Annotated in this window: 18 protein-coding genes; 9 read left to right on the top strand and 9 right to left on the bottom strand. The window is 67.2% G+C overall.

Annotated elements, in window-relative coordinates; translation table 11 throughout:
- Positions 1-90 precede the first annotated feature (90 nt).
- Entirely contained in the window at positions 91-1317 is a 1227-nt protein-coding gene (locus tag PX653_RS12570) for an MFS transporter (protein ID WP_277418194.1), read from the bottom strand.
- A gap of 215 nt (positions 1318-1532) precedes the next feature.
- Here PX653_RS12570 and PX653_RS12575 point away from each other — a divergent pair, with 215 nt between their 5' ends.
- The 3 genes from PX653_RS12575 to PX653_RS12585 are packed head-to-tail and all read left to right on the top strand — an operon-like array spanning position 1533 to position 4719.
- Positions 1533-1961 (top strand): hypothetical protein, encoded by a 429-nt coding sequence (locus PX653_RS12575; RefSeq protein WP_277418195.1) that lies wholly within the window; start codon positions 1533-1535, stop codon positions 1959-1961.
- Positions 1962-3431, top strand: a complete 1470-nt coding sequence (locus PX653_RS12580; protein ID WP_277418196.1) for a DUF7125 family protein — start codon at positions 1962-1964, stop codon at positions 3429-3431.
- 7 nt (positions 3432-3438) lie between these two features.
- Positions 3439-4719 carry a hybrid sensor histidine kinase/response regulator gene (locus PX653_RS12585; protein WP_277418197.1) on the top strand — a complete coding sequence of 427 codons (1281 nt, stop codon included), beginning with the start codon at positions 3439-3441 and terminating at the stop codon, positions 4717-4719.
- A gap of 121 nt (positions 4720-4840) precedes the next feature.
- Here PX653_RS12585 and PX653_RS12590 read toward each other — a convergent pair whose 3' ends face one another.
- Together PX653_RS12590 and PX653_RS12595 are read right to left on the bottom strand one after the other, a co-directional pair.
- Complete coding sequence (locus PX653_RS12590) at positions 4841-7078, bottom strand: xanthine dehydrogenase family protein molybdopterin-binding subunit (protein ID WP_277418198.1); 2238 nt, start codon at positions 7076-7078, stop codon at positions 4841-4843.
- Positions 7079-7087: 9 nt separating this feature from the next.
- A complete protein-coding gene (locus tag PX653_RS12595) occupies positions 7088-7540 on the bottom strand; it encodes a (2Fe-2S)-binding protein (RefSeq protein ID WP_277418199.1) in 453 nt (150 codons plus the stop codon).
- A 188-nt stretch (positions 7541-7728) separates the two neighbouring features.
- On the opposite strand from PX653_RS12595, the gene PX653_RS12600 reads away from it, so the two are divergent.
- Positions 7729-8256, top strand: a complete 528-nt coding sequence (locus tag PX653_RS12600) for a DUF6622 family protein (protein WP_307731061.1) — start codon at positions 7729-7731, stop codon at positions 8254-8256.
- A 73-nt stretch (positions 8257-8329) separates the two neighbouring features.
- Here the strand turns inward: PX653_RS12600 and PX653_RS12605 are convergent, their stop codons facing one another.
- A complete protein-coding gene (locus tag PX653_RS12605; protein ID WP_277418201.1) occupies positions 8330-11983 on the bottom strand; it encodes a DUF4214 domain-containing protein in 3654 nt (1217 codons plus the stop codon).
- Between the two features lie 191 nt (positions 11984-12174).
- Positions 12175-12690: a hypothetical protein gene (locus tag PX653_RS12610; protein ID WP_277418202.1), complete on the bottom strand. Its 516-nt coding sequence runs from the start codon at positions 12688-12690 to the stop codon at positions 12175-12177.
- 125 nt (positions 12691-12815) lie between these two features.
- Between PX653_RS12610 and PX653_RS12615 the strand changes: the two genes are divergently transcribed.
- From PX653_RS12615 to PX653_RS12630, 4 genes are all read left to right on the top strand, one after another.
- Entirely contained in the window at positions 12816-14222 is a 1407-nt protein-coding gene (locus tag PX653_RS12615; protein WP_277418203.1) for an L-cystine transporter, read from the top strand.
- A 189-nt stretch (positions 14223-14411) separates the two neighbouring features.
- Positions 14412-15176, top strand: a complete 765-nt coding sequence (locus PX653_RS12620; RefSeq protein ID WP_277418204.1) for a histidine phosphatase family protein — start codon at positions 14412-14414, stop codon at positions 15174-15176.
- An 8-nt stretch (positions 15177-15184) separates the two neighbouring features.
- A complete protein-coding gene (locus PX653_RS12625) occupies positions 15185-16129 on the top strand; it encodes an NAD(P)H-hydrate dehydratase (protein WP_277418205.1) in 945 nt (314 codons plus the stop codon).
- 303 nt (positions 16130-16432) lie between these two features.
- A complete protein-coding gene (locus PX653_RS12630; protein WP_277418206.1) occupies positions 16433-16879 on the top strand; it encodes a hypothetical protein in 447 nt (148 codons plus the stop codon).
- Between the two features lie 100 nt (positions 16880-16979).
- On the opposite strand, the gene PX653_RS12635 is transcribed toward PX653_RS12630, so the two are convergent.
- Entirely contained in the window at positions 16980-18395 is a 1416-nt protein-coding gene (locus PX653_RS12635; RefSeq protein WP_277418207.1) for an OmpP1/FadL family transporter, read from the bottom strand.
- 316 nt (positions 18396-18711) lie between these two features.
- On the opposite strand from PX653_RS12635, the gene PX653_RS12640 reads away from it, so the two are divergent.
- Positions 18712-20040: an IS4 family transposase gene (locus PX653_RS12640; RefSeq protein WP_277414130.1), complete on the top strand. Its 1329-nt coding sequence runs from the start codon at positions 18712-18714 to the stop codon at positions 20038-20040.
- Positions 20041-20121: 81 nt separating this feature from the next.
- Here PX653_RS12640 and PX653_RS12645 read toward each other — a convergent pair whose 3' ends face one another.
- From PX653_RS12645 to PX653_RS12655, 3 genes are all read right to left on the bottom strand, one after another.
- A complete protein-coding gene (locus PX653_RS12645; RefSeq protein ID WP_277418208.1) occupies positions 20122-23343 on the bottom strand; it encodes an efflux RND transporter permease subunit in 3222 nt (1073 codons plus the stop codon).
- Between the two features lies 1 nt (position 23344).
- Positions 23345-24520: an efflux RND transporter periplasmic adaptor subunit gene (locus PX653_RS12650; RefSeq protein ID WP_277418209.1), complete on the bottom strand. Its 1176-nt coding sequence runs from the start codon at positions 24518-24520 to the stop codon at positions 23345-23347.
- A 279-nt stretch (positions 24521-24799) separates the two neighbouring features.
- Positions 24800-25222: a divergent PAP2 family protein gene (locus PX653_RS12655; RefSeq protein WP_277418210.1), complete on the bottom strand. Its 423-nt coding sequence runs from the start codon at positions 25220-25222 to the stop codon at positions 24800-24802.

Below are 25222 nucleotides of genomic sequence, written 5' to 3' on the forward strand. Positions count from 1 at the left end.
CCTACTCGCAAGCACGGCCCGCGTCACGCGTGCTTCAGGAATCGGACCGCGCCGTGCGGCCGAAGTTCCCGGCCAGGTGCCCGCAGCGCCCTATTTGCAGCCAGCCAGGGCAGGTGCGGGCGCGGCGCGCCGCTCCAATGCCAGCGACACCGCCAGCACGGCAATGCCGCCCAGCGCCAGCACGGCGCCCACCAACCCCGTCGAGCGCAGGCCCAGGCCGGCCGAGATGGCCATGCCGCCCGCCCAGGCGCCCAGCGCATTGGCGATGTTGAACGCGGAGTGGTTCAGCGCGGCGGCCACGGTCTGGGCATCGCCGGCCACGTCCATCAGGCGGGTCTGCACGGCCGGCACGACGGCGATGCCGGTGCCGATCAGGAACAGGTTCAGGCCGGCCAGCCACAGGTTGGTGCTGGTCCAGCTGAAGCAGGCCAGCGCCAGCGCGTTCCACACCAGCACGCCGCAGATCGTGGCGGTACGGGAGCGATCGGCCAGCCAGCCGCCCACGAGGTTGCCCACCGTCATGCCCACGCCCATCAGGCCCAGCAGCACGGCGATGGCAAGGGGCGACGCATGCGTGACCTGCTGCAAGGTCGGCGTGACGTAGGTGTACAGCGCGAACAGGCCGCCGAAGCCGATCGCCACCATCAGCAGGGTCAGCCAGACCTGCAGCCGGCGGAACACGCCCAATTCCCCGCGCGGGCTGGCATTGCCGGCCGCGATCGGGGGCAGCAGCACGGCTACCAGGGCCGCCGTCAGCAGGCCCAACGCGCCGACGATGACGAACGCGGAACGCCAACCCAGCACCTGCCCCAGCCACGTGGCCAACGGCACCCCGACGATATTGGCCACCGTCAGGCCCAGCATCACGCGCGACACGGCCTGCGCCCGCTTGTCCGGCGTGACCAGCGCCGCGGCGACCAGGGCCGCCACGCCGAAATACGCGCCGTGCGGAATGCCGGCCACGAAGCGGGCCGCGATCAGGAGGCCGGAGGTCGGCGCCAGCGCGCCCAGGAAATTGCCGACAGCAAACATCAGCATCAGGCAGATCAGCATCAGGCGGCGCGGCATGCGCGCCAGGAAGATCGTGATCAGCGGCGCGCCGACGACGACCCCCAGCGCATAGGCACTGATCATATGGCCCATCGCGGGCAGCGTGGTGCCCAGGTCGTGCGCGACCAGCGGGAGGATGCTCATCGAGGCGAACTCGCCGGTGCCGATGGCGAGGCCGCCGACGGCCAGCGCCAGTTCGGCCAGGCCGGCACCGCGGGGCGCGACGATGGTGGGAAGGAAGGGATCGGACGGGGCGGATGCTTGCATGACAACGTCGGGCCGCATGATGGGCCGGTAAAAATGAAGCCGGGCAGGATAGCATGGCTCCGCGTTTTCTGCAGGTAACGAGACCGCGACGCGCTTTCGATTGCTTATTTATAGGGGCGATGCGAACATGGCAAAGGTATAACCCGGCGGCAGCTATAATGGTGCCGGACAGCGGTACGACCGCTCAAGCAAACCATCCACACCGATCAGCATGCATGGATAAAAAAGATGACAAGCGCCAGCAACTGATCCACGCGATGCTGGCGCAGATGGACGGCGCCACCGCGTCGGACAGCGCCGACCGCCACCTGCTGCCATGGCGCGCACTGGTGCAACACCTGAGCCCCCTGATCGGCGACAGCGGCTTTGCCGCCCTGTACGGCCGCACCGCACGCCTGCTGGCGGGACGGTACGGCTGGTTGAGCGCCAGCCCGGCCTCGCCCCCACTCGACGCTTTGTTCCACAGATTGGGCGAGGACTTGCGCGAGGTCGAACCGGCGCTGGCCGTTGAGGCGAACACGGTCTTGCTGCTGACGTTGACCGGGTTGCTGTCCGACCTGATCGGCGCGGCGCTGACGACGAGGCTACTGGACGCTGCCTGGAACGGCGCACGGACACAAAAGAATGCAGGGGAGCAGAAGTAAATGACCGACAAAGTAAGCTTGGGAATGCTGGCAACAGGCGTGCCGGGACTTGACACACTGCTCGGGGGCGGCCTGGGCGAATACTCCTTCAACCTGATCGCCGGTGCGCCCGGCAGTGGCAAGACCACCCTGGCGCACCAGATCATGTTCACGCTGGCCAGCCAGGAACGGCGCGCGCTGTTCTTCACCGTGCTGGGCGAGCCGCCCCTGAAGATGCTGCGCTACCAGCAGCAGTACGACTTCTTCGACCTGGACAAGGTGGGCAGCGCCATCCGCTACGTCAACCTGGCCGAAGACCTGCGTGCGGGCGACTTCTCCGGCGTGCTCGAGCGCATCATGCGCGAGGTGGAGGACTTCTCCCCCAGCCTGGTGTTCGTCGACTCGTTCCGGTCGGTCGCCCAGACGGCCCGTGCCGGCAGCGAAGGCGTGGCCGACCTGCAGCACTTCATCCAGGAGCTGGGCACGCGCATGACGAGCTGGCAGGCCACCAGCTTCCTGATCGGCGAATACACCCACGTCGATGCGGAAGCCAACCCCATCATGACGGTGGCCGACGGCGTCTTCTCGCTGTCGCAATCGCAACAGGACAACTCGATCGTGCGCAAGATCCGCATCGTCAAGATGCGCGGCCAGGCCCATATGGCGGGCACGCATACGTTCCGCATGGGCAATGACGGGCTGCGCATCTTCCCGCGCCTGTTGCCGCCGCTGGCGGACGACCGCCAGCCGGGCGCCGTGGTCGACCGCGACAAGCGCCGCATCTCGTCCGGCGTGCCGTCGCTGGACACGCTGCTGCACGGCGGTATCCCGGAAGGCCACTCCGTGCTGGTGGCCGGCCCGTCCGGCTCGGGCAAGACCATCCTGGGCACCCAGTTCCTGGCCGAGGGGGTGCGCCAGGGCGAGAAAGGTGTCGCCGCCTACTTTGAAAAAGGCACGTCGCGCCTGCGCAATGCGGCGCTGGCCGAAATGGTGCAGGCTGGCCGCGTGACGGTCGTGGAAAGCCGCTCGCTCGACCTGTCCGTCGACGAACTGCTGCACGACCTGATGGAAACCATCGTCGCCACCGGCGCGAAGCGGGTCGTGCTCGATTCGCTGTCGGAAGTGCTGCTGTACCTGGCGCCGGAATTCCGCCGCGAGTTCCGCCTGTCCGTGTTCCGCATCCTGTCCAGCCTGGCGAAGCTGGGTGTCACCGTGCTTGTTACCCTGGGCATGGAAGACCGCTTCACGGAGCTGCGCTTCTCGGAGGCGGAGGTGTCGTTCCTGACGGACGGTATCATCGCCATGCGCTACGTCGAGATGGAAGGCGATCTGCGCAAGGTCATCGCCGTCGTCAAGATGCGCGGGGTCTCGCACAGCCACGCGCTGCGCACCTTCCGCATCACCGACGATGGCCTGGAGATCGATCCGACCCGGGTGCAATTCGACGGCATGCTGTCCGGGCATCCCTCGGCGCAGCAAGCCGACAGCTAAGGCGGCCATGGCGGACCTCGACCAGCCCGATACCGACGACGCCGCGCTGCGCGAAACGCAGCTGCGGGCCGCGCTGGTCCAGGCCCGCTCCGAGAATGCCCAGCTGCGCGAGGCGAACGCGCACCTGGTCCTTGCCACCGTCAACGCGCAGAGCCTGCAGGACGAGGCGGAAGCGGCCAACCGGCGCCAGAACGAATTCCTCGCCATGCTGGCGCACGAGCTGCGCAATCCGCTGGCACCGATCAGCATGGCGGCCGCCATGCTCGAACGCATGCCGCAGCCCACGCCGGAGCTGGCCACGCTGCACGGCGTGATCAGCCGCCAGGTCGAGCACATGGCGCGGCTGCTGGACGACCTGCTGGACGCGGCGCGCATCAGCAGCGGCAAGATCACGCTGGCCGTCGCGCCGCTGGCGCTGGGCGACGTGGTCGAGCGCGCGCTGGAGACGGTGCAGCCACGCATCGGTGAACGGCACCAGCAGCTGCAGGTCGTCCTGCACGATGCCGCGCTCGCGCTGGATGGTGACAGGGTGCGCCTGACACAGGTGCTGTCGAACCTCCTGGGCAATGCATCGAAGTACACCCAGGACGGCGGCACCATCGCCCTGCGCTCGGAACCCTGCGAGCTGGGCGTGCGCCTCGTGATCAGCGACAACGGCACGGGCATCGGCCCGGACGTGCTGCCCCATATCTTCGACCTGTTTACGCAGGGCCCGCGCTCGCTGGCCCGCTCGGAGGGCGGCCTGGGCGTGGGCCTGAACGTCGTGCGCAATCTCGTCCAGATGCATGGCGGTACCGTGCAGGCGCACAGCGACGGCGTCGGCCAGGGCAGCCGGTTCACGATCGAACTGCCCGTCGGCGCGGCCGGCACGGCGCCAGCCGCCGACGACACCGTCGCCAGCGTGCCGCACGGCGCCTGCCGGGTGCTGCTGATCGAGGACAACGTGGATGTGTGCGATACGCTGAAAAGCTTCCTGGTGCTGGACGAGCACGCGGTCACGGCAGCCTATGACGGCCGCAGCGGCCTGGCGCTGGCGCTGGCGGAGGATTTCGACGTGCTGATCTGCGACATCGGCCTGCCACAGCTGGACGGGCTGGAAGTGATCGCGCGGCTGCGCGCGCGCGAGCAGGAAGAGCAGCGTGCGCGGCGTTTGTTCGCCATCGCGCTGTCCGGCTACGGCCAGCCGGAAGACCGTGCGCGGGCGCTGGCCGCGGGCTTCGACGAATACCTCGTCAAGCCGGTGCGGCCGGACGGGTTGCTGGAGCTGGTGGCCGGCGCTTGCGGTTGAGGGTGATGATTGGCGGGTTGCTGGGGTCTGTCCCTTCGGGGGACTGACCCCGAAGTTCGGCAGCGTTTCGACGGCTCCGGCAAACTTCGGGGTCAGCCCCCTGCGGGACAGACCCCAACCCTCAAGCTTTCTTCAGCACCGCCGCCACCGGCAGCTTGCGCAGCCGCTGCCCCGTCGCGGCGAAGATGGCGTTCGTCAGCGCGGGGGCGATGCCGGCGGTGCCGGGTTCGCCGATGCCGCCCGGCTCGTCGCGGCTCGTGACGATATGGACCTCGATGGTGGGCGATTCGTTCATCCGCATCATGCGGTAGTCGCCGAAGTTGGACTGCTTGACGCGGCCCTTGTCCAGCGTGATCTCACCCCACAGCGCCGCCGTCAGGCCGAACACGATGCCGCCCTCCATCTGCGCCACGATGCCGTCCGGGTTGATGGCCTGGCCGCAATCGAGCGCGCACACCACGCGGTGCACGCGCACGTCGCCATCGGGCCCCACCGACACCTCGGCGACCTGCGCCATGTAGCTGCCGAACGCGAACTGCGCCGACACGCCACGGCCCACCTTGCGCCCCGCCACCGGCTTCACCGGCGTCGTCCAGCCGGCCTTCTCGGCCGCCAGGTTCAGCACGGCCAGCAGGCGCGGCGACTTGTCCAGCAGCGCGCGGCGATAAGCTACCGGGTCCTGCTTTGCCGCATGCGCCAGCTCGTCGACGAAGCTCTCGACGACAAACACGTTGTGCGTGGGCCCCACGCCGCGCCAGAACGCGGTCGGCAGCGGCGGCTCGTGGCGCATGTACTCCACCCGCAGCCCGGGAATCGAATACTGCAGGTCGGCCGCGCCCTCCACCGCATCCGGATCGACGCCGTTCTTGACGGCCGGCGGCGCGAAGCGCGCCATCACCGACGATCCCGTCACCCGGTGGAACCAGGCCTGTGGCAGGCCCTTGTCGTCCAGCTTCGCGGCCAGCCGGTCCATGTAGTACGGCCGGTACATGTCGTGCTGGATGTCCTCCTCGCGGGTCCAGACGAATTTCACGGGGCCCGGCTTGGCCAGCACCTTCGCGAAGGCCACGGCCTGCGTCACGTAGTCGACCTCCAGGCGGCGGCCGAAGCCGCCGCCCAGGTAGAAGTTGTGCACGCGGACCTTCTCCAGCGGCAGCCCGGTCAGCTTGGCCGCCGCGCCCTGCGCCAGGCTGGGCACCTGGGTGCCGCAGTACAGGTCGCAACCGTCGGCGCGCAGGTCGACCAGGCAATTCATCGGCTCCATCGTCGCATGGGCCAGGAACGGCATCTCGTACACCGCCTCGATCTTGCGTCCACCTGCCTTGGCCAGCGCCTTCAGCGCATCGCCCTTGTCGGTAGCGACCGCCCCGGTCTGGCGCGACGCGTTCATCATTTCCGTCACGATCGACGCCGTCGAGACGTTGGCATGCTCGCCGTCGTCCCACTGCGGCGCGGCCGCCGCCAATCCCTGCTTCGCGGCCCACATGTGGTCGGCGACGACGGCGACGGCATTGTCGAGCTTCAGCACCTGGCGCACGCCCTTCACCGCCAGCGCCTTCGGTTCGTCGACGCTTTTGAGCTTGCCGCCCGCGACGGGCGCCGCGGCCACCGTGGCGATCGCCATGCCCGGCAGCTTCGCATCGATGCCGAACAGCGCGCTGCCGTCCACCTTCGGCGCCGAGTCGAGCCGGGCGTGCTTCTTGCCGATCAGCGTGTAGGTGGACGGGTCCTTCAGGGCGACCGTCTTCGGCGCGGCCAGCTTCGCCGCCGCGTCCACCAGCTCGCCGTAGTGCGCACTGCGCTTGGTGGCCGCGTGCGTGACCGTGCCGTTGGACACCGCCAGCTGGTCTGCCGCCACGTTCCACTGCTGCGCCGCCGCCTCGACCAGCACGCTGCGCGCGGCGGCGCCGGCTTCCCGCAGCGGCTTCCACGCACCGCGCACGGAGGTCGAGCCGCCCGTTACCTGGCCGCCCAGCAGCGGGTCGCTGTACAGGTTGTTGTCGGCAGGCGCATGCTCCAGCTTGACCTTGGCCAGGTCGACGCCCAGTTCCTCGGCGATCAGCATCGGAATCGCCGTGTACGTGCCCTGCCCCATCTCCACCTTGTGCATGACGAGGGTGACGAGGCCGTCGCGCCCGATGCGGATGAAGGCGTTCGGCGCCAGCCCGGGCGCGCGGTCCGACACGGCGGTCGCGGCCTGGCCCACGGCCTTCTCGGGCGGCGCCTCCTTGCGATCCGATTCCTTGCGCTCGCAGCCCGGCAGCAGGAAGCTCACCAGCAGGCCGCCGCCCGCCGCGGCACCCACGCGCAGGAAACGGCGGCGCGACGCCGACACACCCAGGTCATTCAGATAGCCCATGAAGTCTCCTTATTTCGCAGCCGCGATCTTGATGGCGGCGCGGATGCGCCCGTAGGTGCCGCAGCGGCAGATATTGCCCGACATGGCATTGTCGATGTCGGCGTCGGTCGGCTTCGGCGTCGCGCGCAGCAGCGCCGTGGCGGCCATGATCTGGCCCGACTGGCAGTAGCCGCATTGCACCACGTCGATCTGGCGCCACGCGTCCTGCACCTTGGCGCCGACGCTGTCCCGGCCGATGGCCTCGATGGTGACGATCTTCTTGCCGGCGGCGGCCGAGACGGGCGTGACGCACGCGCGCACCGGCTGGCCGTCCAGGTGCACGGTGCAGGCGCCGCACAGGGCGACCCCGCAGCCGAACTTGGTGCCGGTCAGGCCGGCCACGTCGCGCAGTGCCCACAGGATGGGCATGTCGTCCGGCACGTCCAGCGCGGTATCGGTGCCGTTGATGTTCAGGGTAGGCATGACGGTCCTTTCATTGGTCGTGCCACTATAGAAGAAGCGGCTTGCCATTGTCGCCATGCTGGACAGCGCAGCGCCACCTCTTTCCCATGAGGGAGGCGCGGCCGTTCCGGCGCCCGTCCGCCCTGTTTCGCTCCCGCTCCGGGCGGTTTCGTCGCAACGGCTCGTGCCCCTGGCGCCGGCGCGGCATCATGGCTGCATCGATTACAGGAGAACACACCATGCTGCAGCAGATCATCGGCCACACCCCGCTCTACGTCTGGGCCATCCTGGCCTTCCTCGTCAACCGGGGCATCGCCGCCAGCCGCGAGCGCACCATGACCTTGCGTGCCGCCGCCATCGTTCCCGTCGTGATGGCGGGCCTGGCCCTGCAGGAGATCGGGCACCGCTTCGGGCTGGCGGCCGTGCCGCTGGGTGCCTGGCTGGCCGGCGCGGCGACGGGCGTGGCGATGGCCTGGCAGCTGGGTGCCGGCGCCGTGACGGCCGTCGACCGGGCCGCCGGTACCGTCACGCTGCGCGGCAGCTGGGCGCCGCTGGTCCTGATGCTGGGGGTGTTCTGCAGCCGCTATGCGCTGGCCGTGGCCGGCGCGATGGCACCGTCGCTGGCCCATGACATGCCGTTCGCGGTGGCCGCGAGCCTGCTGCTGGGACTGTTGAACGGCCTGCTGGGCGGCCGGGTGCTGCGCTGCGTCCAGGCCTGGAGCGTGGCGGTGCGGTAGACAAAAAAAGGGCCGGTTCTGTCATCTGGACTGTTGTCCGGATGACAGAACCGACCCAGGCTTGCGTATTACGTCAGCCGAACGGCGTGAACTCGATGCCGTTGGCCGTCACGCCGACCAATGCGGCCTGGTTCTCGGCCGATTCCGAGAAGCCCGTCAGCACGGACTCGCGCGCCGTGCCCGCGTGCAGGGCATCCACCCAGAACTTCATGCCGGACGCATCCGGATCGCGGTGCAGTACGTTGCGGTACAGCCCCGTGACGAACGCCTCGTCGCTTGGCGTTGCCGTACCCATCAGCTTGGCGAACTCCGGCGAAGCGATGAAGTTCCGGGCCACGCTGTCCAGTGCCTGGCCCCGGTCCATGTTGCCGATCCAGAAGCCAAGGCCCGCGAGGTCCGGCGCCCGGTCGAACGCGGCCTGGTACAAGCGGAACGCCTGACCGGCAACGCCGTCGACGTCCAGCGCCACCGTGACATCCGAGAACGCCAGGCGTTCCACGTTCGTCAGCGTGCTGACACTGCCGGTGGCGCTATCGACCATCTGCCACCCGCTCACCGCCTTCTTCAGCGTGAACGTGTCGTGCTCGGCGCCGATCACGGCGGTGTCCTGGCCGCTGCCGCCGTCATACTTGACCGGTGCGGACGTCGGCAGCACGACGCGGTCGTTGCCCATCGTTCCCGTCTCCCGCGCCACGTACGGCGTGTAGGCGATGCCCTGCTCGGTCGCGGGGGCGACCGCCGCCTGGTTCTCGGCCGATTCGGAGAAACCGGTCAGCACGGACTCGCGCGCCGTGCCGCCGCGCAGTGCATTGACCCAGAACTCCATGCCCGCGGCGTCCGGCTCGCGGTGCAGCACGTTGTGGTACATCGCTTTCACGAAGGCCTCGTCGCTTGGCGCGGCGGTACCCATCAGCTTGGCGAACTCCGGCGAGGCGATGAAGGCCCGGGCCACACTGTCCAGCGTGGCGCCCCGGTCCATGTTGCCGATCCAGTAGCCCAGGCCCTGCTGGTCCGGGGCGCGGTTGAACGCGGCCTGGTACAGGCGGAAAGCCTGGCCGGCGACGCCATCGACATCGAGCGCCACCGTCACGTCCGCGAATGCCAGCCGTTCGACATTCCACAGCGCGTTGATCACGCCCGTCGTGGTGTCCTTGACTTGCCAGGCATTGTCCACCTTCGTCAGCGCGAACTTGTCGTGCGCCGCGGCCACCGCCGCGGTATCGAGTCCGGTACCGCCGTCGTAGGCCGTGGCGCCTCCCAGCGACAGCGTAATCCGGTCGCCGCTGACGCCGCCGCTCGTGGCCGGTTTATCGGGCGCGGTCGGCGTGCCGCTGCTCGGATTGCCTGGCGCTGGTGCTGGCGCTGGTGCCGGTGCCGGTGCCGGGGCTGGCGCTGGCGCAGGGGCTGGCGCCGGAGCTGGTCCCGGCTCCGGGGTCACCGTGCTGCTGTCGTCCGGCGTCACCGTCGTCCAGGTGGGCGTGCTGACGGGGCTGACCTGGCCCAGCGCGTCGGTGGCCGTCGCCGTGAACGCATGATTGCCGGGGCTGACGTCCACGAGTTCCGTCGACCACTGGCCGTTGCCGTCCGCCGTCACGGTGGCCACGGCAACGCCGCCGTCGTACAGCGTGATCAGGGCGCCCGGATCGGCGCTGCCGCTGACGATCAGGCTCGCGTCGTCGCCGCGGCCGGTGCCGGTGGCAGCGTCCTCGCCGTCCGGCAGTTCCAGTTCCATGCTGGGCGCCGCCGGTGGCGTGCCCGTGCTGGCGCCAGCCACGTACTCGGCCCCGCCATCGTAGCCGGTGATCTGCTGGTAGACGCGGACGGTGCCGTCCGCGGCCGTGACGGCCCAGTCGACGGCCACGTTGCCGCCTGCCGTCTCGACCAGTCCGATCACGCTGGCGCGGCCCTGCACGGGGCTCTTGCTGACCTGGAATGACGCGCCGATGCCGCCGCCATTGGCGCTGTGGTGGCGTGCCATTACGGTCGACGTACCGTCGGCCGCCAGGCTGTCCCAGACTACCAGGATGCTGCCGTCGGCCAGCCCCGTCACCGCCTGGCTCTGCTGGAAGCCGGCGTTGGCCACCATGACCGGGCCGCCGACGATATTGCCATTGACGTCGAAGCGCTGGAACGTGACGGCATCGTCCGCCGTGGTGGCATTGCCGTCGTCCTGGATCCAGCTCACGACGGCGCCGCTGACGGCGCCGCCCGCCTGGCTGTACAGCGTGGCGGCCTTGACGTTGCCGACCACGCCCGTGGTCGTCAGTTTCAATTCCCCGCCGATGCGCTCGCCGTCCCAACGGACCGACTGCACCATCACGTTGTGGCTGGTGCCGTTGTCCGACTGCCAGGCCAGCAGGTAGCCGTTGTCCTGCTCGGCCACGGCGGCACCGGTCTGGTCGCCCGCGAGGGTCGTGTTGACGGTAGAGGCATCGGCCATGGGCTGGCCGGCGCCATCGAATTTCTGGGCGAAGATGTCTTGCGTGCCGTCGGCCGCGTTGCCCTGCCAGGTGACCACGAAGCCGCGGTCCGGCGTGACCGCCACGGACGGCTGCACCTGGTCGCCCGCGCTGCCCAGCACCTGTTCGGCGCCGCTGCGGCTGCCGTCGGCGTTGAAGCGCTGCAGCACCACATCCCAGCCCGACGCGGTAGCGCTCTGGTAGACGGCGACCCAGCCGCCGTCGTACAGGCCGGCCAGCGCCGGCGCACGCTGCTCGCCCGCCGTGGCGCCGTTGAGGGCGATAGCGCCGCTGTCGACCGCACCGCCGTCGGCGCCGAACTTGCGGAACCAGATGCCGTCGCCGCTGCCGTCCGTGGCCGTGTAAGCCACGACGTAGCTGCCATCCGGCAGGTTGGCGACAGCTGCCGCCGGCGTCGTCGTGCCGGCCGCCATCGTGCCGACGGTGGCGACCTGGCGGTCGACCTGGGTCAGGCTCAATGTCTGGTCCGCGAACTTCAGCTGGCTGATGCCGAACAGCATATCGGTGCCGTCGCGGCCCGCGTGCAGGTCCGTCACGGTGACGCGGCCGTCGCTGCTGGTGGCGATGGTGTATTCGGACAGCGCGCCGCTGAAGACGGCGGTATCGGTACCGCTGCCGCCGGACAGCGTGTCGTCGCCGGCGCCGCCGGACAGGACGTCGTTGCCGGCCTGGCCATCGAGCAGGTTGCCCGCGGCGTCGCCCATCAGCACGTCGCCGAAGCGCGAACCCTGCACGCCCTCGAAGTTGGCGAGCACGTCGGCACCGTCGGCGCCGCTGGACGTACCCAGTGCCAGGTTGACGCTGACGGCGCCGGTCGCATTGCGGTAGGTAAGCATGTCGAAGCCCGCACCGCCGTCGAGGGTATCATCGCCGCCGTTGCCGATCAGGATGTTGAAGCCCGCGTCGCCCGTCAGCAGGTCGCCGAATGCGGAGCCGGTGACGTTCTCGAAGCCGGTCACCACGTCGTTGGCACTGCCATCCCACGCGCTGCCCGCAGCCAGGTCGACCGCGACGGCGCTCGCGGCGCCAGAATAGTCGACCTCGTCGATGCCGCTGCCGCCGTCCAGCACGTCCGCACCGTCGGAACCATAGACGAGGTCGTCCCCGGCGTCGGCCCGCACGGTGTCGTTGCCGGCGTCCGCATCGGCGCCGTAACCGCCCACGAAGATGTCGTTGCCGCCGGTGCCGAACTCTTCCTCGCTGTCCATGCCGCCGAACACCAGCGAACCTTTTACCTTGACCGTCATTCGAGCGCTCCAACTGTTTTTTCCATGTGGAAATTTAACATGGGCTAAAACCACTTGCACGAGCTAATTCACGGGAACCGGGGTACGAGGGGCATGCAGCACAAACGCGGTGTTGCGGTCACGCTACAAAGGCCGCGGCGGCGGTTGACAAGATATCGCAACGATGACATCAAATCTTTACAAACGGCAACTCATGTGTCGATCTTGTCATCTTCGGCCTGGGCATCCTCCATCGCCTGGGGCTCCAGGTGTTCGGCCGGGATGTTCAGGCGGATGAAGCCGCCCCAGGCCAGCAGCAGCGCCGCGGCGCACAAGCCGATGACGGCCGCATGCGGCAACAGCTCGGGGTGGCCGTGCAGGGATTGGAAGGCCGAGACCAGGCACTCGATCGCCAGCGAGACAATGACGACGATCATGAAACGCGACATGAAGCGGCGCACGCGTGTCGGCGTGCTGATGTTGGCCGAGCGCTGTACTTCCTCCTCCAGCACGGTCTGCCCCAGTTCGAACGCGGCGACGGCAATCGTCAGCAGGCCGATGCACTCGAGAATGCGCACGAAGCGGGGCTGCGTACCGCCCTCGTCGGCACGCGTGACGGCCTCCCATATCTCGAATCCGGCCATACCCACCAGGGCCAGTCCGCACAGCCAGAACAGCAGGGAAATGGCGACGTAGCCGAAGCCGAACAGTTTGATCAGTAGTTTCATGCAACTTCGCAGCATATGGATATGCGTGAATATTCGCAGAGTCTGGCTGAGCAAGTCGCACGGCTTCCGGTAGAGTCATGGCAATTCCGATAAAATCTGCCGGGTACACAACCCTGGAAGCACCCATGAATCCCACCCTTGCCGTCGTCCTGAACCTCGTCGCCGCCCTGCTCCTGCTGGGCTTCCTGTACCGCCAGCAACGGCAGCACGCCACCTTTACCGTGCGCGTCTTCACGGCACTGGGCCTGGGCGTGCTGCTGGGCGCCGTGCTGCAAGGGGTGTACGGCGCCGCCAGTCCGGTGGCCAAGACGACCGGCGACTACCTCGACATCGTCGGCAGCGGCTACGTCAAGCTGCTGCAGATGATCGTGATGCCGCTGATCATGGTGTCGATCGTGGCGGCGATCCTGAAGCTGCGCAATGCCAGTTCGCTGGGCAAGATCAGCGTGCTGACGATCGGCACGCTGATGCTGACGACATTGGTCGCCGCGGCCATCGGCATCCTGATGGCCAAGCTGTTCGGCCTGACGGCCGTGGGGCTGACGGCCACCGAAGCCGAAGTGGCGCGCGGCGCCTACCTGCAGGGCAAGCTGGCCGATGCCCAGGCCCTGTCGCTGCCGGGGATGATCCTGTCGTTCCTGCCCGCCAATCCATTCCTGGACATGACGGGCGGGCGCAAGACGTCGACGATCGCCGTCGTCATCTTCTCTGTCTTCATCGGCATCGCCGCGCACGGCATCGCCGACAAGAAGCCCGAGCTGTTCGTCTCGTTCGACCACTTCGTCAAGGTGGCCCATGCGATCGTCATGCGCATCGTGACGATCGTGCTGCGCCTGACGCCCTACGGCGTGTTCGCGCTGATGGCGCAGGTCGTGGCCACGTCCAGCTATGCCGACATCCTGAACCTGCTGGGCTTCGTGGCGGCGTCCTACAGCGCCCTGCTGCTGATGTTCGGCGTGCACCTGGCGATCGTCGCCGGCACGGGCCTGAACCCGCTGCGCTTTGCGAAGAAGATCCTGCCCGTGCTGACCTTCGCCTTCACGTCGCGCAGCAGCGCCGGGGCCATCCCGATGAACGTGCAGACCCAGGTGCAGCGCCTGGGTACGCCGGAAGGCATCGCCAACTTCGCCGCGTCGTTCGGCGCCACCATCGGCCAGAACGGCTGCGCCGGCATCTACCCCGCCATGCTGGCCGTGATGATCGCCCCCACCGTCGGCATCGATCCGTACACGGCGGCGTTCCTCGTGCCCCTGCTGGCGGTCGTCATGATCGGCTCCGTGGGCGTGGCCGGCGTGGGCGGCGGCGCCACGTTCGCCGCGCTGATCGTGCTGTCGACGATGAACCTGCCGGTGGCGCTGGCGGGTCTCTTGATTTCCATCGAACCGCTGATCGACATGGGCCGCACGGCGCTGAATGTCTCCGGTTCCATCACCGCCGGCACCGTCACCAGCCGGGTCATGGGCGAAACGGACATGGCCATCTTCGATGCCGACGCCGATGCCGATCCGGATGCCGACATCAAGGCGGCTTGAGCAGTTCTGAGGCCTGTCCCCAAAGGGGACTGCCCCCGAAGTCTGGCAGTGCTGCGTCGGAGCAGGACAAACTTCGGGGGTCCCGGCAGGGACTGACCCCACGACCTCACGCGCCGTCGATGTACGCTTGCGCCACGGTTTTGCGGTTTCGTCTAGTATTCGCACACCGAATCACGACGACTTCATCCCATGGAACAGAAATGGCCCCAACAGATCTGGGTGGTACGGCACGGCCAGAGCGCCGGCAACGTGGCCCGTGAAGCGGCCGAAGCGGCTTCCCAGTTCCTGATCGACATCGCCGAGCGCGACATGGACGTGCTCCTGTCGGAGCTCGGCACCCGCCAGGCCGAAGCGCTGGCGGACTGGTTCTGCGCGATGCCACCGGAGCAGCGCCCCAATGTCGTGCTGTTCTCGCCTTACGTGCGCGCCCGCGATACCGCCATGACGGTCGTCAACAAGCTCGACCGTGAGCAGATGCTGACCGTGGTGGCGGACGAGCGCCTGCGCGAAAAGGAATTCGGCATCGTCGATCGCCTGACGCCGCTGGGCATCGCCGACAAGTACCCCGACCTGCACGAGCAGCGCCGCCACGTGGGCAAGTTCTATTTCCGTCCGCCCGGCGGCGAGAGCTGGTGCGACGTGATCCTGCGCCTGCGCAGCGTGCTCGACACCATCACCCGCGAATACCGGGGCGAGCGCGTGCTGATCGTGGGCCACCAGGTCATCGTCAACTGCCTGCGCTACCTGCTGGAACGGATGGACGAGCAGAAGATCCTCGAGACCGACCGGGCCGGCGACGTGCCCAACTGCGGCGTCACGGCGTATGCCTTCGACCCCGCCGCCGGCAAGCGCGGCAAGCTGGTGCTGCAGATGGCCAATTTCGTCGCACCGCTGACGCAGACGGGCGTGCCGGTCACCGCCGGCAAGGACCAACCCGCCGCCCCCAAATCGTAAGGAAGACCATGAGCAAGGAACCGCATGCCGCCGCTGGCGACTGCACCGACATCACTGCGCGCACGCTGCGCGACTGGGCACTGCCGCAGCCCTCGTTCGACGGCGACAAGGAAGTGCGCGGGCACGTGCTGATCGTGGGCGGCGCGCGCGAAATGCCGGGCGCCGTGATGCTCGCGGCCACGGCCGCGCTGCGCGCCGGTGCGGGCAAGCTGACCATCGCCACCGCCGCCAGCGTGGCGCCGCTGGTGGCCATGGCCATCCCCGAGGCCCGCGTCATCGGCCTGGCCGAGACGGCCAACGGCGGCTTCACGCTGGAAGCGGCGCGCAAGCTGGGCGAACTGGCCGGCAAGGTCGGCGCGCTGCTGGTCGGCCCCGGCATGCAGGATGAAGGCGCGACGGCCGAGCTGGTGCACGCGTTGCTGCCCCGCTTTGCCGGCACGGCCGTCGTGCTTGATGCTTGCGCGATGGAAGCCGTACGCATGGCCGGCGAACCGCACCTGCTGGACGAGCCGAAGGACATGGCGCATTTCCGCTTTGCCGAACCGGTGCTGCTGACGCCGCACGCGGGCGAACTGTCGCACCTGACGGGCCAGGACAAGGCGGCGCTGGCGGCCAACCCGCAGGAAGCGGCACTGGCGGCGGCGCGGCGCTGGAACGCCATCGTCGCGCTCAAGGGCGCAACGACCGTCATCGCCGCGCCGGACGGGCAGCGCTGGCGCCACGAAGGCGGCAATATCGGCCTGGCCATTTCCGGCTCGGGCGATGCGCTGGCCGGCATCATCGTGGGCCTGGCCGCGCGTGGTGCCAGCCTGCCCCAGGCGGCTGCCTGGGGCGTGGCGCTGCACGCTTCCGCCGGCGAACAGCTGTCGATCCGGTATGGCGTGCTGGGCTACCTGGCCCGGGAAATTTCGGCGGAGGTACCGGGGCTGCTGCGCACCCTGGCGCCCGCCTGAAAAAAAGCAAAAAAACATGATGGAGATGTGCGCAAGCGAACGGACGCCATCGCGCACGATCCATAGTATCGGGGTGTTGCCACGGCGGCAGTGGAAAGCGATGTGCCGCGTAGGAGCAATCCCTCGTCGAACCGGTCACGCGAACAGCGTCCGGACCGACGGCGCAGCCTGCCACGGCAGGCTGCTACCGTGCCGGCAGTATCCGTAGTATCGGCACGGCATGAAGAGTCGATCGGCACCGCAACCCTGCGATGTCGGCGATAGAAGCATGGTCCATCCCACCACTTTGGAAAAGGAGTCGACATGAAAACCTTGAGCAAAACCACCGCGATGATTCTGACCGCAGCGTTGTCCGCCGCACTGCTGGGCGCCTGCAAGGACCGCAATGCCGACCAGCCAGCGGCCGACACCGGTTCGCCGGCGGCGACGACCGGCGGCACGACCGGCGCCACGGGCACGACGCCTGACACGGGCGCGACCGGCACGTCCGGCACGGGCGCAGCCGGCACCACCGGCGGCACCGGTGCCACCGACAGCGGCGCCACCGGCGGCGCTGCCGGCACGACGGGCGGCACGACCGGCGCGACGGGCGACATGGGCGCGACCGGCACGGGCGCAACCAGCGGCGCAACGGGCACCGGCGCAGCCGGTACCACGTCGGGCACGGGCGCGGCCGGCACCACCGGCGCGGGCACGGCCGGCACCAGCGAAGGTGCCACCACCCCGGCCGGCGGCACGACGGGCAAGTAACACGCATCCTGGCGCCCGCTGGGCGCCATATGAAAAAGCCGGCGCTCCTCGCGGAGCGCCGGCTTTTCTACAGGTCAGGCGGGACCGGAGTCCGGCTGGATCAGAACTTGTAGTTGTATGCCAGGCCGACCAGTTGCAGGTGGGTGTTCCACGTGCCGCGCACGGTCTCGCCGTTACCCGTGCAGGTCAACAGGCCAGGACGGCAATTGTTGGTGTAGCTGCCGCGCGCTTCCTTGAAGTCCAGGTAGCTGTAGGCCAGGTCGATCGACGCATTCGGCGAGACTTTCCAGTTAGCACCGAACGACAGTTGCAGGCGGTCCGCATCCGGCAGCGCCGCGTGACGCAGCGATTCGTCGCGCACCGGGGCGTCGTCGTGGGCGATACCGCCGCGCAGCGTGACGGCATCGTTCAGCTTGTAGTTCGCGCCCAGTGCCACGCGCACGGTGTTCTTCCACTGCTGGCGGATCACCTCGTCACCCGAATCCGTGCCCGGGAACTGGATGTTGATGTTTTGCATGCGCGAGTTCTTGGTCCACGTCACGTCGAACATGCCAGCCCACTTGTCGTTGAACTGGTGGAAGCCGTTGACCGACAGCGTCTCCGGCGTCCGCAGCTCGACCAGAGCGTCGGAGTCGATGTGGTGCGAGACCGACTGCAGCACGCCGTTGACCTTCTGGTCCGTCGTCGCGCCGGAGAAGTCCCAGTCCGCGCCGCCCTTCAGCTCGTGCTTGATCGACGAACGGTAGGAGATGCCGAAGCGGGTGCTCTCGGTCGGCATGTACAGGTAGCCGACATTCCAGCCAAAGCCCCAGTCCTTGCCGTCCACGCTGGCGTGCGCGTCACGCACGCTGGCCAGCGCGGCCGGGTTGCCGCCGGCGGCAACGATGGCGCGCAGGATCGCGGCGCTGGTACCGGCTGCCTGCGAAGCGGCCACGGAACCCGGCACGTCCACTGCCTGGCCCAGCTTGGCCTTCATGAACTCGCCGTTCAGGCCGAAACCGAACGCGTGGTGCGCGCTCGGCTTGAACGATACGGACGGGTTCAACGTGACCGAGGTCAGCTTGATGTTGGTCAGCGCGTAGCGGCCGGACCAGTTCCAGTCGTAGCTGAGGTTGGTGCCATACGGGACGAACACGCCCATGCCGGCGCTCCACTGGTCATTGACCTTTTGCGTGTAGTACAGCGACGGTGCCGCGACAGCCTGCGGCACGAAGTCGTCCTGCGTCGTCAGGCCGCCCGAGGGGGTACGCGTGAAACGGGTCGAGCCTTCGTCATTGAAGGTCGAGTGCGGCACCACGGCCGTCACGCCGCCCATGATCTGGCGGCCGTCCAGGCGGGCCATGCCGGCGGGGTTGGCAAACACGGTGGAAGCATCGGCAGCTTCGGCGCCGTTGGCTTCGGCGGTACCTTGCGACGACACGCTCTGGGAGCCGAAACGGTAGCCGGAAGCGTGGGCGGAGACGGATGCGGCGGAAAGCGCCGCGGCAATGATCAGGGTCAGGTATTTTGGGGTCACTTGGGTCTCACTATCTATAGTTATCTGGTTGCTGTCTTGTTGCACTTTCGTCACGCAGCCCCGTCGGTACGCTTGCGCGCACGAAAGATGGGCCACGAGGGGCGAAGCATACTACAGCTCCGGGAGTTTTGATACGAGTGTGCTATTTGTGCATAGCAACATGTCACGTGTCAACAACGCTGGCAAACTGCTAGCCGGTTGGGCAAAAAGGTTAAAAAAAAGGCCGCGCGAGGCGTAATGCCGTTCAGTTAAGACTGAGCGGCATTTTTCTTTTTGGTGTTGTAAACAGTAGCTGAGGCTGTTAACCTGCGTCACCATGCTTGATGACGCGCTCCATTTCCTCGTACAAGCCCAGGAAGACCCGGACTGGGCCCGCCTGGGACGGCACTTGCCTTCCGAGTGGATCGAGCAAGCGGTTGTACACACTGGCAAAGCGAGCATTCGACGGCGCCGGCTGCCGGCCGAGCAGGTAGTGTGGCTCGTCGTCGCCTTGGCGCTGTACCGTCATCAGTCTATCAGTGAAGTGGTTGACGACCTGGACCTTGCGTTGCCGGACGTGCAGGCGCCTTTCGTAAGCAAAAGCGCGGTAGCGCAGGCACGGCAGCGTGTTGGCGCCGAACCACTGCGGGCATTATTCGAGATCTCAGCAAAGGCATGGTCGGAGCAGGATCGCAAGCAGTACCTGTTCAAGGGACTAAGTCTGTATGCGATGGACGGCACGACATTGAAGACGGCGGATACGCCGGAACAGCGCGACCATTTCGGCGAGCAGTCGTATGCCAGTGGCCGGATCGCCAGCTATCCGCAAGTGCGTGGTGTGACCTTGACTGCCGTGCCGACCCACCTGATACGCGATGCCAAGTTTGGCCCTTACGGCATCAACGAGATGCTGTACGCCAAGGAGCTGCTCGCATCGATTCCGGATGATTCGCTTACCGTCTTCGACAAAGGTTTTCTGTCAGCCGAGATTCTGTGCGGCCTGACCGTCGGAGGAACGAACAGGCACTTCATCATTCCAGCCAAGTCCAATACGAAATGGGAAGTCGTTGGCGGTACTGCCGACGATGCGATGATCGAAATGCGCGTATCGCCCCAGGCACGCAAGAAGTGCCCGGACTTGCCTGAGACTTGGCGCGCACGCGCCATTACGATCATCGACCAGAGCGCACGCAAACACGTATTGCTGACCTCACTATGCGACACCAAGCGCTACACGGCCAAAGACGTTGCGACTTGTTATACCCGGCGCTGGCAGATCGAAACGAGCTATCGCGAACTCAAGCAAACGATGATGGGCAGGGCGTTGACGCTGCGCAGCCGTACCGTCGAAGGCGTCTACCAGGAAATCTGGGGAACCTTGACTGCCTATAACCTGATCCGGCTGGAGATCGCCAAGGCCGCACTGGCGGTGAAGTGTGAGCCGACTGAGGTCAGTTTTATCCGTGCATTCCATGTCATCCAATACGAACTGCATTGGGCAGCAGTAACCCGCTCACATGGCAAGCTGCCCGCCTTGATGCAGCGCCTTCGCCAGCGTCTGCTCATGCTACTGAATGAAGAACGGCCCGGTCGAAAAATCGACCGGGCCGTGAAGGCCTTACCTCATCGCTACACTGTCCGCGTCCTGAAAAAAGACCTTAACTGAACGGCATTACCGCGCGAGGCGGCCTTTTACGAACTTTGTTCGGCAGGTTATGCCGTCAAGCAAGTCTGCTCCGCCCGTCCGTCAGGCTGCCTTGGCCAGCGGTGGGGCCGGCGGCCGGCGCCGCCCCGTCAGCCGCAACACCAGCGCCTTCAGCAGGCGATACACCAGGCGCACCAGGGTCAGCGCGAGGATCACCTCGATGGCCGTCAACAGCGAGGCCACCGCCACGTTCCAGCGCTCGGCACGGCGGCCGAACTTGGCGAACATGCGGTCGCGCGTGATTTCGATGCTGTCGTAGAACGTCGGCACCATCAGCAGCGTCAGCAGCGTGGACGTAATCGTGCCGCCGATGATCGCGATCGCCAGCGGACGGTAGAACTCGCCGCCCTCGCCGTGGCCGATCGCAACCGGCAGCATGCCGGCGATCAGCGCGAACGTCGTCATCAGGATCGGCCGCAGGCGCATGCGGCCCGCGTACATCAGCGCTTCCTCGCGGCCGTAGCCCTCCTCCTCGCGCTTGCGCGCCGCATCGAGCAGCAGGATCGCGTTCTTCGCCACCAGGCCCATCAGCATGATGACGCCGATCAGGCTCATCAGGTTGATCGTGCTGTTGGTCAGGAGCAGCGCGACGACGACGCCGATCAGCGACAGCGGTAGCGACAGCATCACGGCGCCCGGCGCCGTGAACGAGCCGAACTGCATGACGAGGATCAGGTACATCAGGCCGATACCGGCCACCAGCGCGATGCCCATTTCCGTAAACACTTCCTGCATGTCCTTGCCGGACCCGCCCAGCGCCAGCCCGTAACCCGGCGGGAAATCCATCTCCTTCGCCAGCTTCATCGCGTCCGCCGTCACTTCGCCAGCCGAGCGCCCCTGCACGTTGGCCGAGACGGAGATCACCCGGTTGCCGTCCTTGTGGCGGATCTTGGCCGGCCCCTTGCCCATCGTGATCGACGCGATCTGGTCCAGCGGCACCATCTGGTTCGTGCCCGTGACGGCGATCGGCAGGCGTTCGATGTTCTCCGCACTGGTACGGTCCTCCGGCGCCAGGCGTACGGCCACGTCGCGCGACTCGCCGGTCGGATCGACCCAGTCGCCCACCTCGATCCCCGCAAACGCGACACGCAGGGCCGCGGCGGCGTCGCCGGCGGCGATGCCCATCGAGTTGGCGAGGCCCCGGTTCAGCTCGATCTGCAGCTCGTCCTTCGGATCCTGCTCGGACAGGCTGACATCGACGGCGCCCGGCACCTTCTTCAGTTCCTCCATGAAGCGGTTGGTCAGTTCCATCAGCTTGCGCGTGTCCTGGCCCGTGAACTCGATCTGCACGGGCTTGCGGTCGCCATTGGCCAGGTCGTCCAGCACGGTGTACTCGGCGCCCACCAGCTGGGCCAGCTTGCCGCGCAGGTCCTGCGCCACTTCCATCGCGCCACGCTGGCGCTCATGCTTCTTGCCGATGTCGACGTAGACGCGGCCGCCCGTCAGGTTGACGTAGGCGTTCGTGTCCTTGATCTCCGGCAGCTGGTGCGCCATCTCGGCCGCCTTCTGCACCTTGAGCCGCGAGTATTCCAGGCTGCTCGACGATGGCGTGCGGATGTCGATGGCGATCGTGCCGAAGTCGGACGACGGCACGAAGCTGGCACCGCCGAACTTGGCCTGCAGCCCGATGGCCGCGACGAAGCTGGCGATGGCGATGACGGCCATCCAGCGGCGGTGGTGCAGCGCCCAGGCGATCACGTTGCCGTAGCGGTCGGCCTGGTGGTCGAACCAGGTATTGAAACGCTGCAGGTATTTCTCGACACCCTTGCGGGGCGCATCATGGTGGCCCGGCGGGTCGCCCCAGAAGGCCGACAGCATCGGATCCAGCGTGAACGAGATGAACAGCGAGACGGCCACGGAACACGTCACCGTCAGCGCGAACGGCCGGAACCACTCGCCCGTGATGCCGGGCATGAACGCGACGGGGATGAACACGGCCATGATGGAGAACGTCGTGGCGGCCACGGCCATGCCGATCTCGGCGGTGCCGTTCAGCGCGGCCGTGCGGCGATCGGACCCCAGCTGCATGTGGCGCACGATGTTTTCCCGCACGACGATGGCATCGTCGATCAGCACGCCGATGGCCAGTGACAGCCCCAGCAGCGTCATGAAGTTCAGCGTGAAGCCGCACAACCAGACGCCGATGAACGCGGCGATGACGGAGGTGGGCAGCGAGAGCGCCGTGATCAGGGTCGAACGCCATGAGTTCAGGAAGAGGTAGACCACGAAGATGGTCAGGCCGCCGCCCAGCACCAGGGCCTCGATCACATTGTTCAGGCTGCTCTGCGCATCCTCGCCGCCGTCTTCCGTGATTTCCAGCTCGGTTCCGGCCGGCAGCGTCTTGCGGATCTCCTTGACCTCCTCATGCACTTTTTTCGACAGCGCCACCGTCGACGCATCGCGCGAGCGGATGATCGAGATACCCACGTTGGGCTGGTTCGAGCGCATCGACAGGCCGTTGATCTCGGCAAAGCCGTCCTCGATCGTCGCCACCTGCGCCAGGCGTACGAGCTCGTCGCCGTTGCGCTTGACGACCACCTGCTGGAAATCCTCGGGCCGCTCGATGCGGCCGACCAGGCGGATGCTCTTCTCGTCCATGTTGCCGCGCAGCTTGCCCACGGGCGCATTGGTGTTCTGCATGCGCAGCGCATTCGTGACGTCGCTGACGGACACGTTGTACTCGCGCAGCTTCTCGGCCTTCAGCAGCACCGACAGTTCGCGCCGCAGCGCGCCGTCGACATTGACCGCCGCGACCCCATCGATGCCGCGGAAACGGTCGGCCAGCACATCCTCGGCCAGCCGCGAGATGGCCGCGTGGCCCTGCGTCTTCGACGACAGCGACAGCTGCATGACCGGCTGCGCCGCCGTGTCGATGCGCTGCAGGACCGGCTCGCGCATCTCGACGGGCAGCTTGTAGCGCACCGAGGCGATCGCATTGCGGATCTCGTCGGAGGCCTCGATCAGGTCCTTGTTGAAGGTAAACTTCAGGAAGATCGACGCGGAACCCTCGGACGCCGTGCTGTTGGTCTCGGTAACGCCCGTAATGCTCTGCAGCGACTTCTCGATGCGGTTGATGACCTCGCGCTCGACCGTTTCCGGCGATGCGCCCGGATACGGGATCGAGACGACGATGAACGGCACCTCGACATCCGGGTTCTGGTTCACGCGCAGCTTCTTCAAGGCCATCAGGCCCAGGCACATCATCGCCACGATCAATACGATCGTGGCGATGGGTTTCTTCACGCTGAAATCGGAGAGGAACATATCAGTTTCCTTTGGCGGCCGCGGATGGCTGGGTGGCCGAAGCCACGTTCTTCGGCGCCGTCAGCTGTACCGGCTGGCCGTCATGCACCGTCGAACCCGGAGCGCGCAGGACCATGTCGCCGGCCGCCAGGCCGCTCGTGACTTCCCACAGGCCGCTGCGCTCGTCGCGCGTGCCGATGCCCAGGTTGACCTTGGCCAGCTTGTTGCCCTTGACCTTCCACGCGTAACTCGTGTCGCCGGCCCGCACCATTGCCGATGCCGGGATCATCAGCGCATTCGACGACTCCGCTTCCACGCGCCCTTCCGCATACAGGCCGGCCACGCGGGGCTGCAGCTTATCGGCAAACTCGACCAGCACCTCGACCTGGCGCGTGACGGGATTGGCGGCCGGGTCGACGCGCTTGATGCGTCCCTGGAAATTCTGGCCCGGGTAGCCGTTCACGCGGAACAGCACGGGCTGGCCCACCTTGACGACGCCGATCTTGTCGGCCGAGACCAGGCCCTCGAAGCGCATGCTGGACGGATCGATGACCTTGATCAGCTCCTTGCCGACCTGGGCCGTATCGCCGTTGGACACCTTGCGCTCGGACACGATGCCGTCGAACGGCGCGCGCACGTTGGTGCGCTCGAGCTGCTGGCGGGCCTGCGCCAGCCGGGCCTTGGCCGCGACCACTTCGCTTTGCGCCGTGTTGCGGCGCACCTCGGCATCCTCCAGCGCCTGCATCGACGTCATGCCCGACGTGCGCAGCGTCTTGTTCCGCTCCAGCATGCGTTCAGCCTGGTCCAGCACCTGGCGCGCCGAGCGCACCGCTTCCTCGGCCGACGTCAGGCTGTCGCGGATCGATGTCTCGTCGAGGCGCACCAGCAGGTCGCCCTTGCGCACCACCTCGCCGTTCTCCTTCAGCACTTGCAGCACGACGGCGCCCACCTCGGCACGCAGGTCGGCCTTGCGCTCCGGCTGGATGGAACCCGTGATGACGGGCCCGGATGCCAGGGCGTTGGACTGCACGGTCAGCAGATCCTCCGGTGCGATCAACAGCCTGGCCTGCTTTTTGCCGTCGCCCTTGCCATCCTTGGCGGCCGCCGCGGTGTCGCCCGCTGGGCTGGCGCCGTCCGGCTTGCCGCAGGCAACGAGTGCCGCGGCGATGGCGAGGGCTGTAAAGGTATTGCGCAACATAGAGAATCTCCGAGAAGTTTTGGACTGCTTCAGACGTACCGCTTGCTCTTCTTATCAAAAGGCCCGGGCGCCGGCTCGGCGGTAAAAAACGGACACTTTTGTTATCAGGATAACAGCCGAAGAGTATCCCCGAGCGGTGCCCGAAGGTCAATTCACGGCGTGACGAAACGCTTGATTTTGTGGCTGGACTGCAGATTTCGGCGACTGAACGCGGCCGAGCGGGACAGGAAGCGAAGGGACAAAGGCGGGGCAGGCACGGCCGCCCCGCTGCAGCGCGGCTCAGCCGCGGGGAAACACGGCGTACACGAGGTGGCCCAGGGCGATACCGGTGGCCAGCCCGCCGAGGATTTCCACCACGGTATGGCCCATCCGTTCGCGCAGGTGCTGGTGGCTCGGCGCCTCGCCCGCCAGCCGGTTGATGGCGGCGGCCTGCCGGCCCACGTGCTGGCGCAGGCTGTTGGCGTCGATGATCACGATGAAGCACAGCGCGACCGCCACGCCGAACGCGGGATGGCCGATGCCCTCGCGCAGCGCGATCAGGCTCGCCATGCTGGAGACGACGGCGCTGTGATTGCTGGGAAAGCCGCCATTGCCGACGAGATTGAACGCCCATTGCCGCGCCTTGATGCTGTTGATCAGGAACTTGATCGGGCCGACGGTGATCCAGGTGAGCAATGGCGTGACGAGGTATGCGATGTCCAT

It is taken from the genome of Pseudoduganella chitinolytica, assembly GCF_029028125.1.
Lineage (GTDB): Bacteria > Pseudomonadota > Gammaproteobacteria > Burkholderiales > Burkholderiaceae_D > Rugamonas > Rugamonas chitinolytica.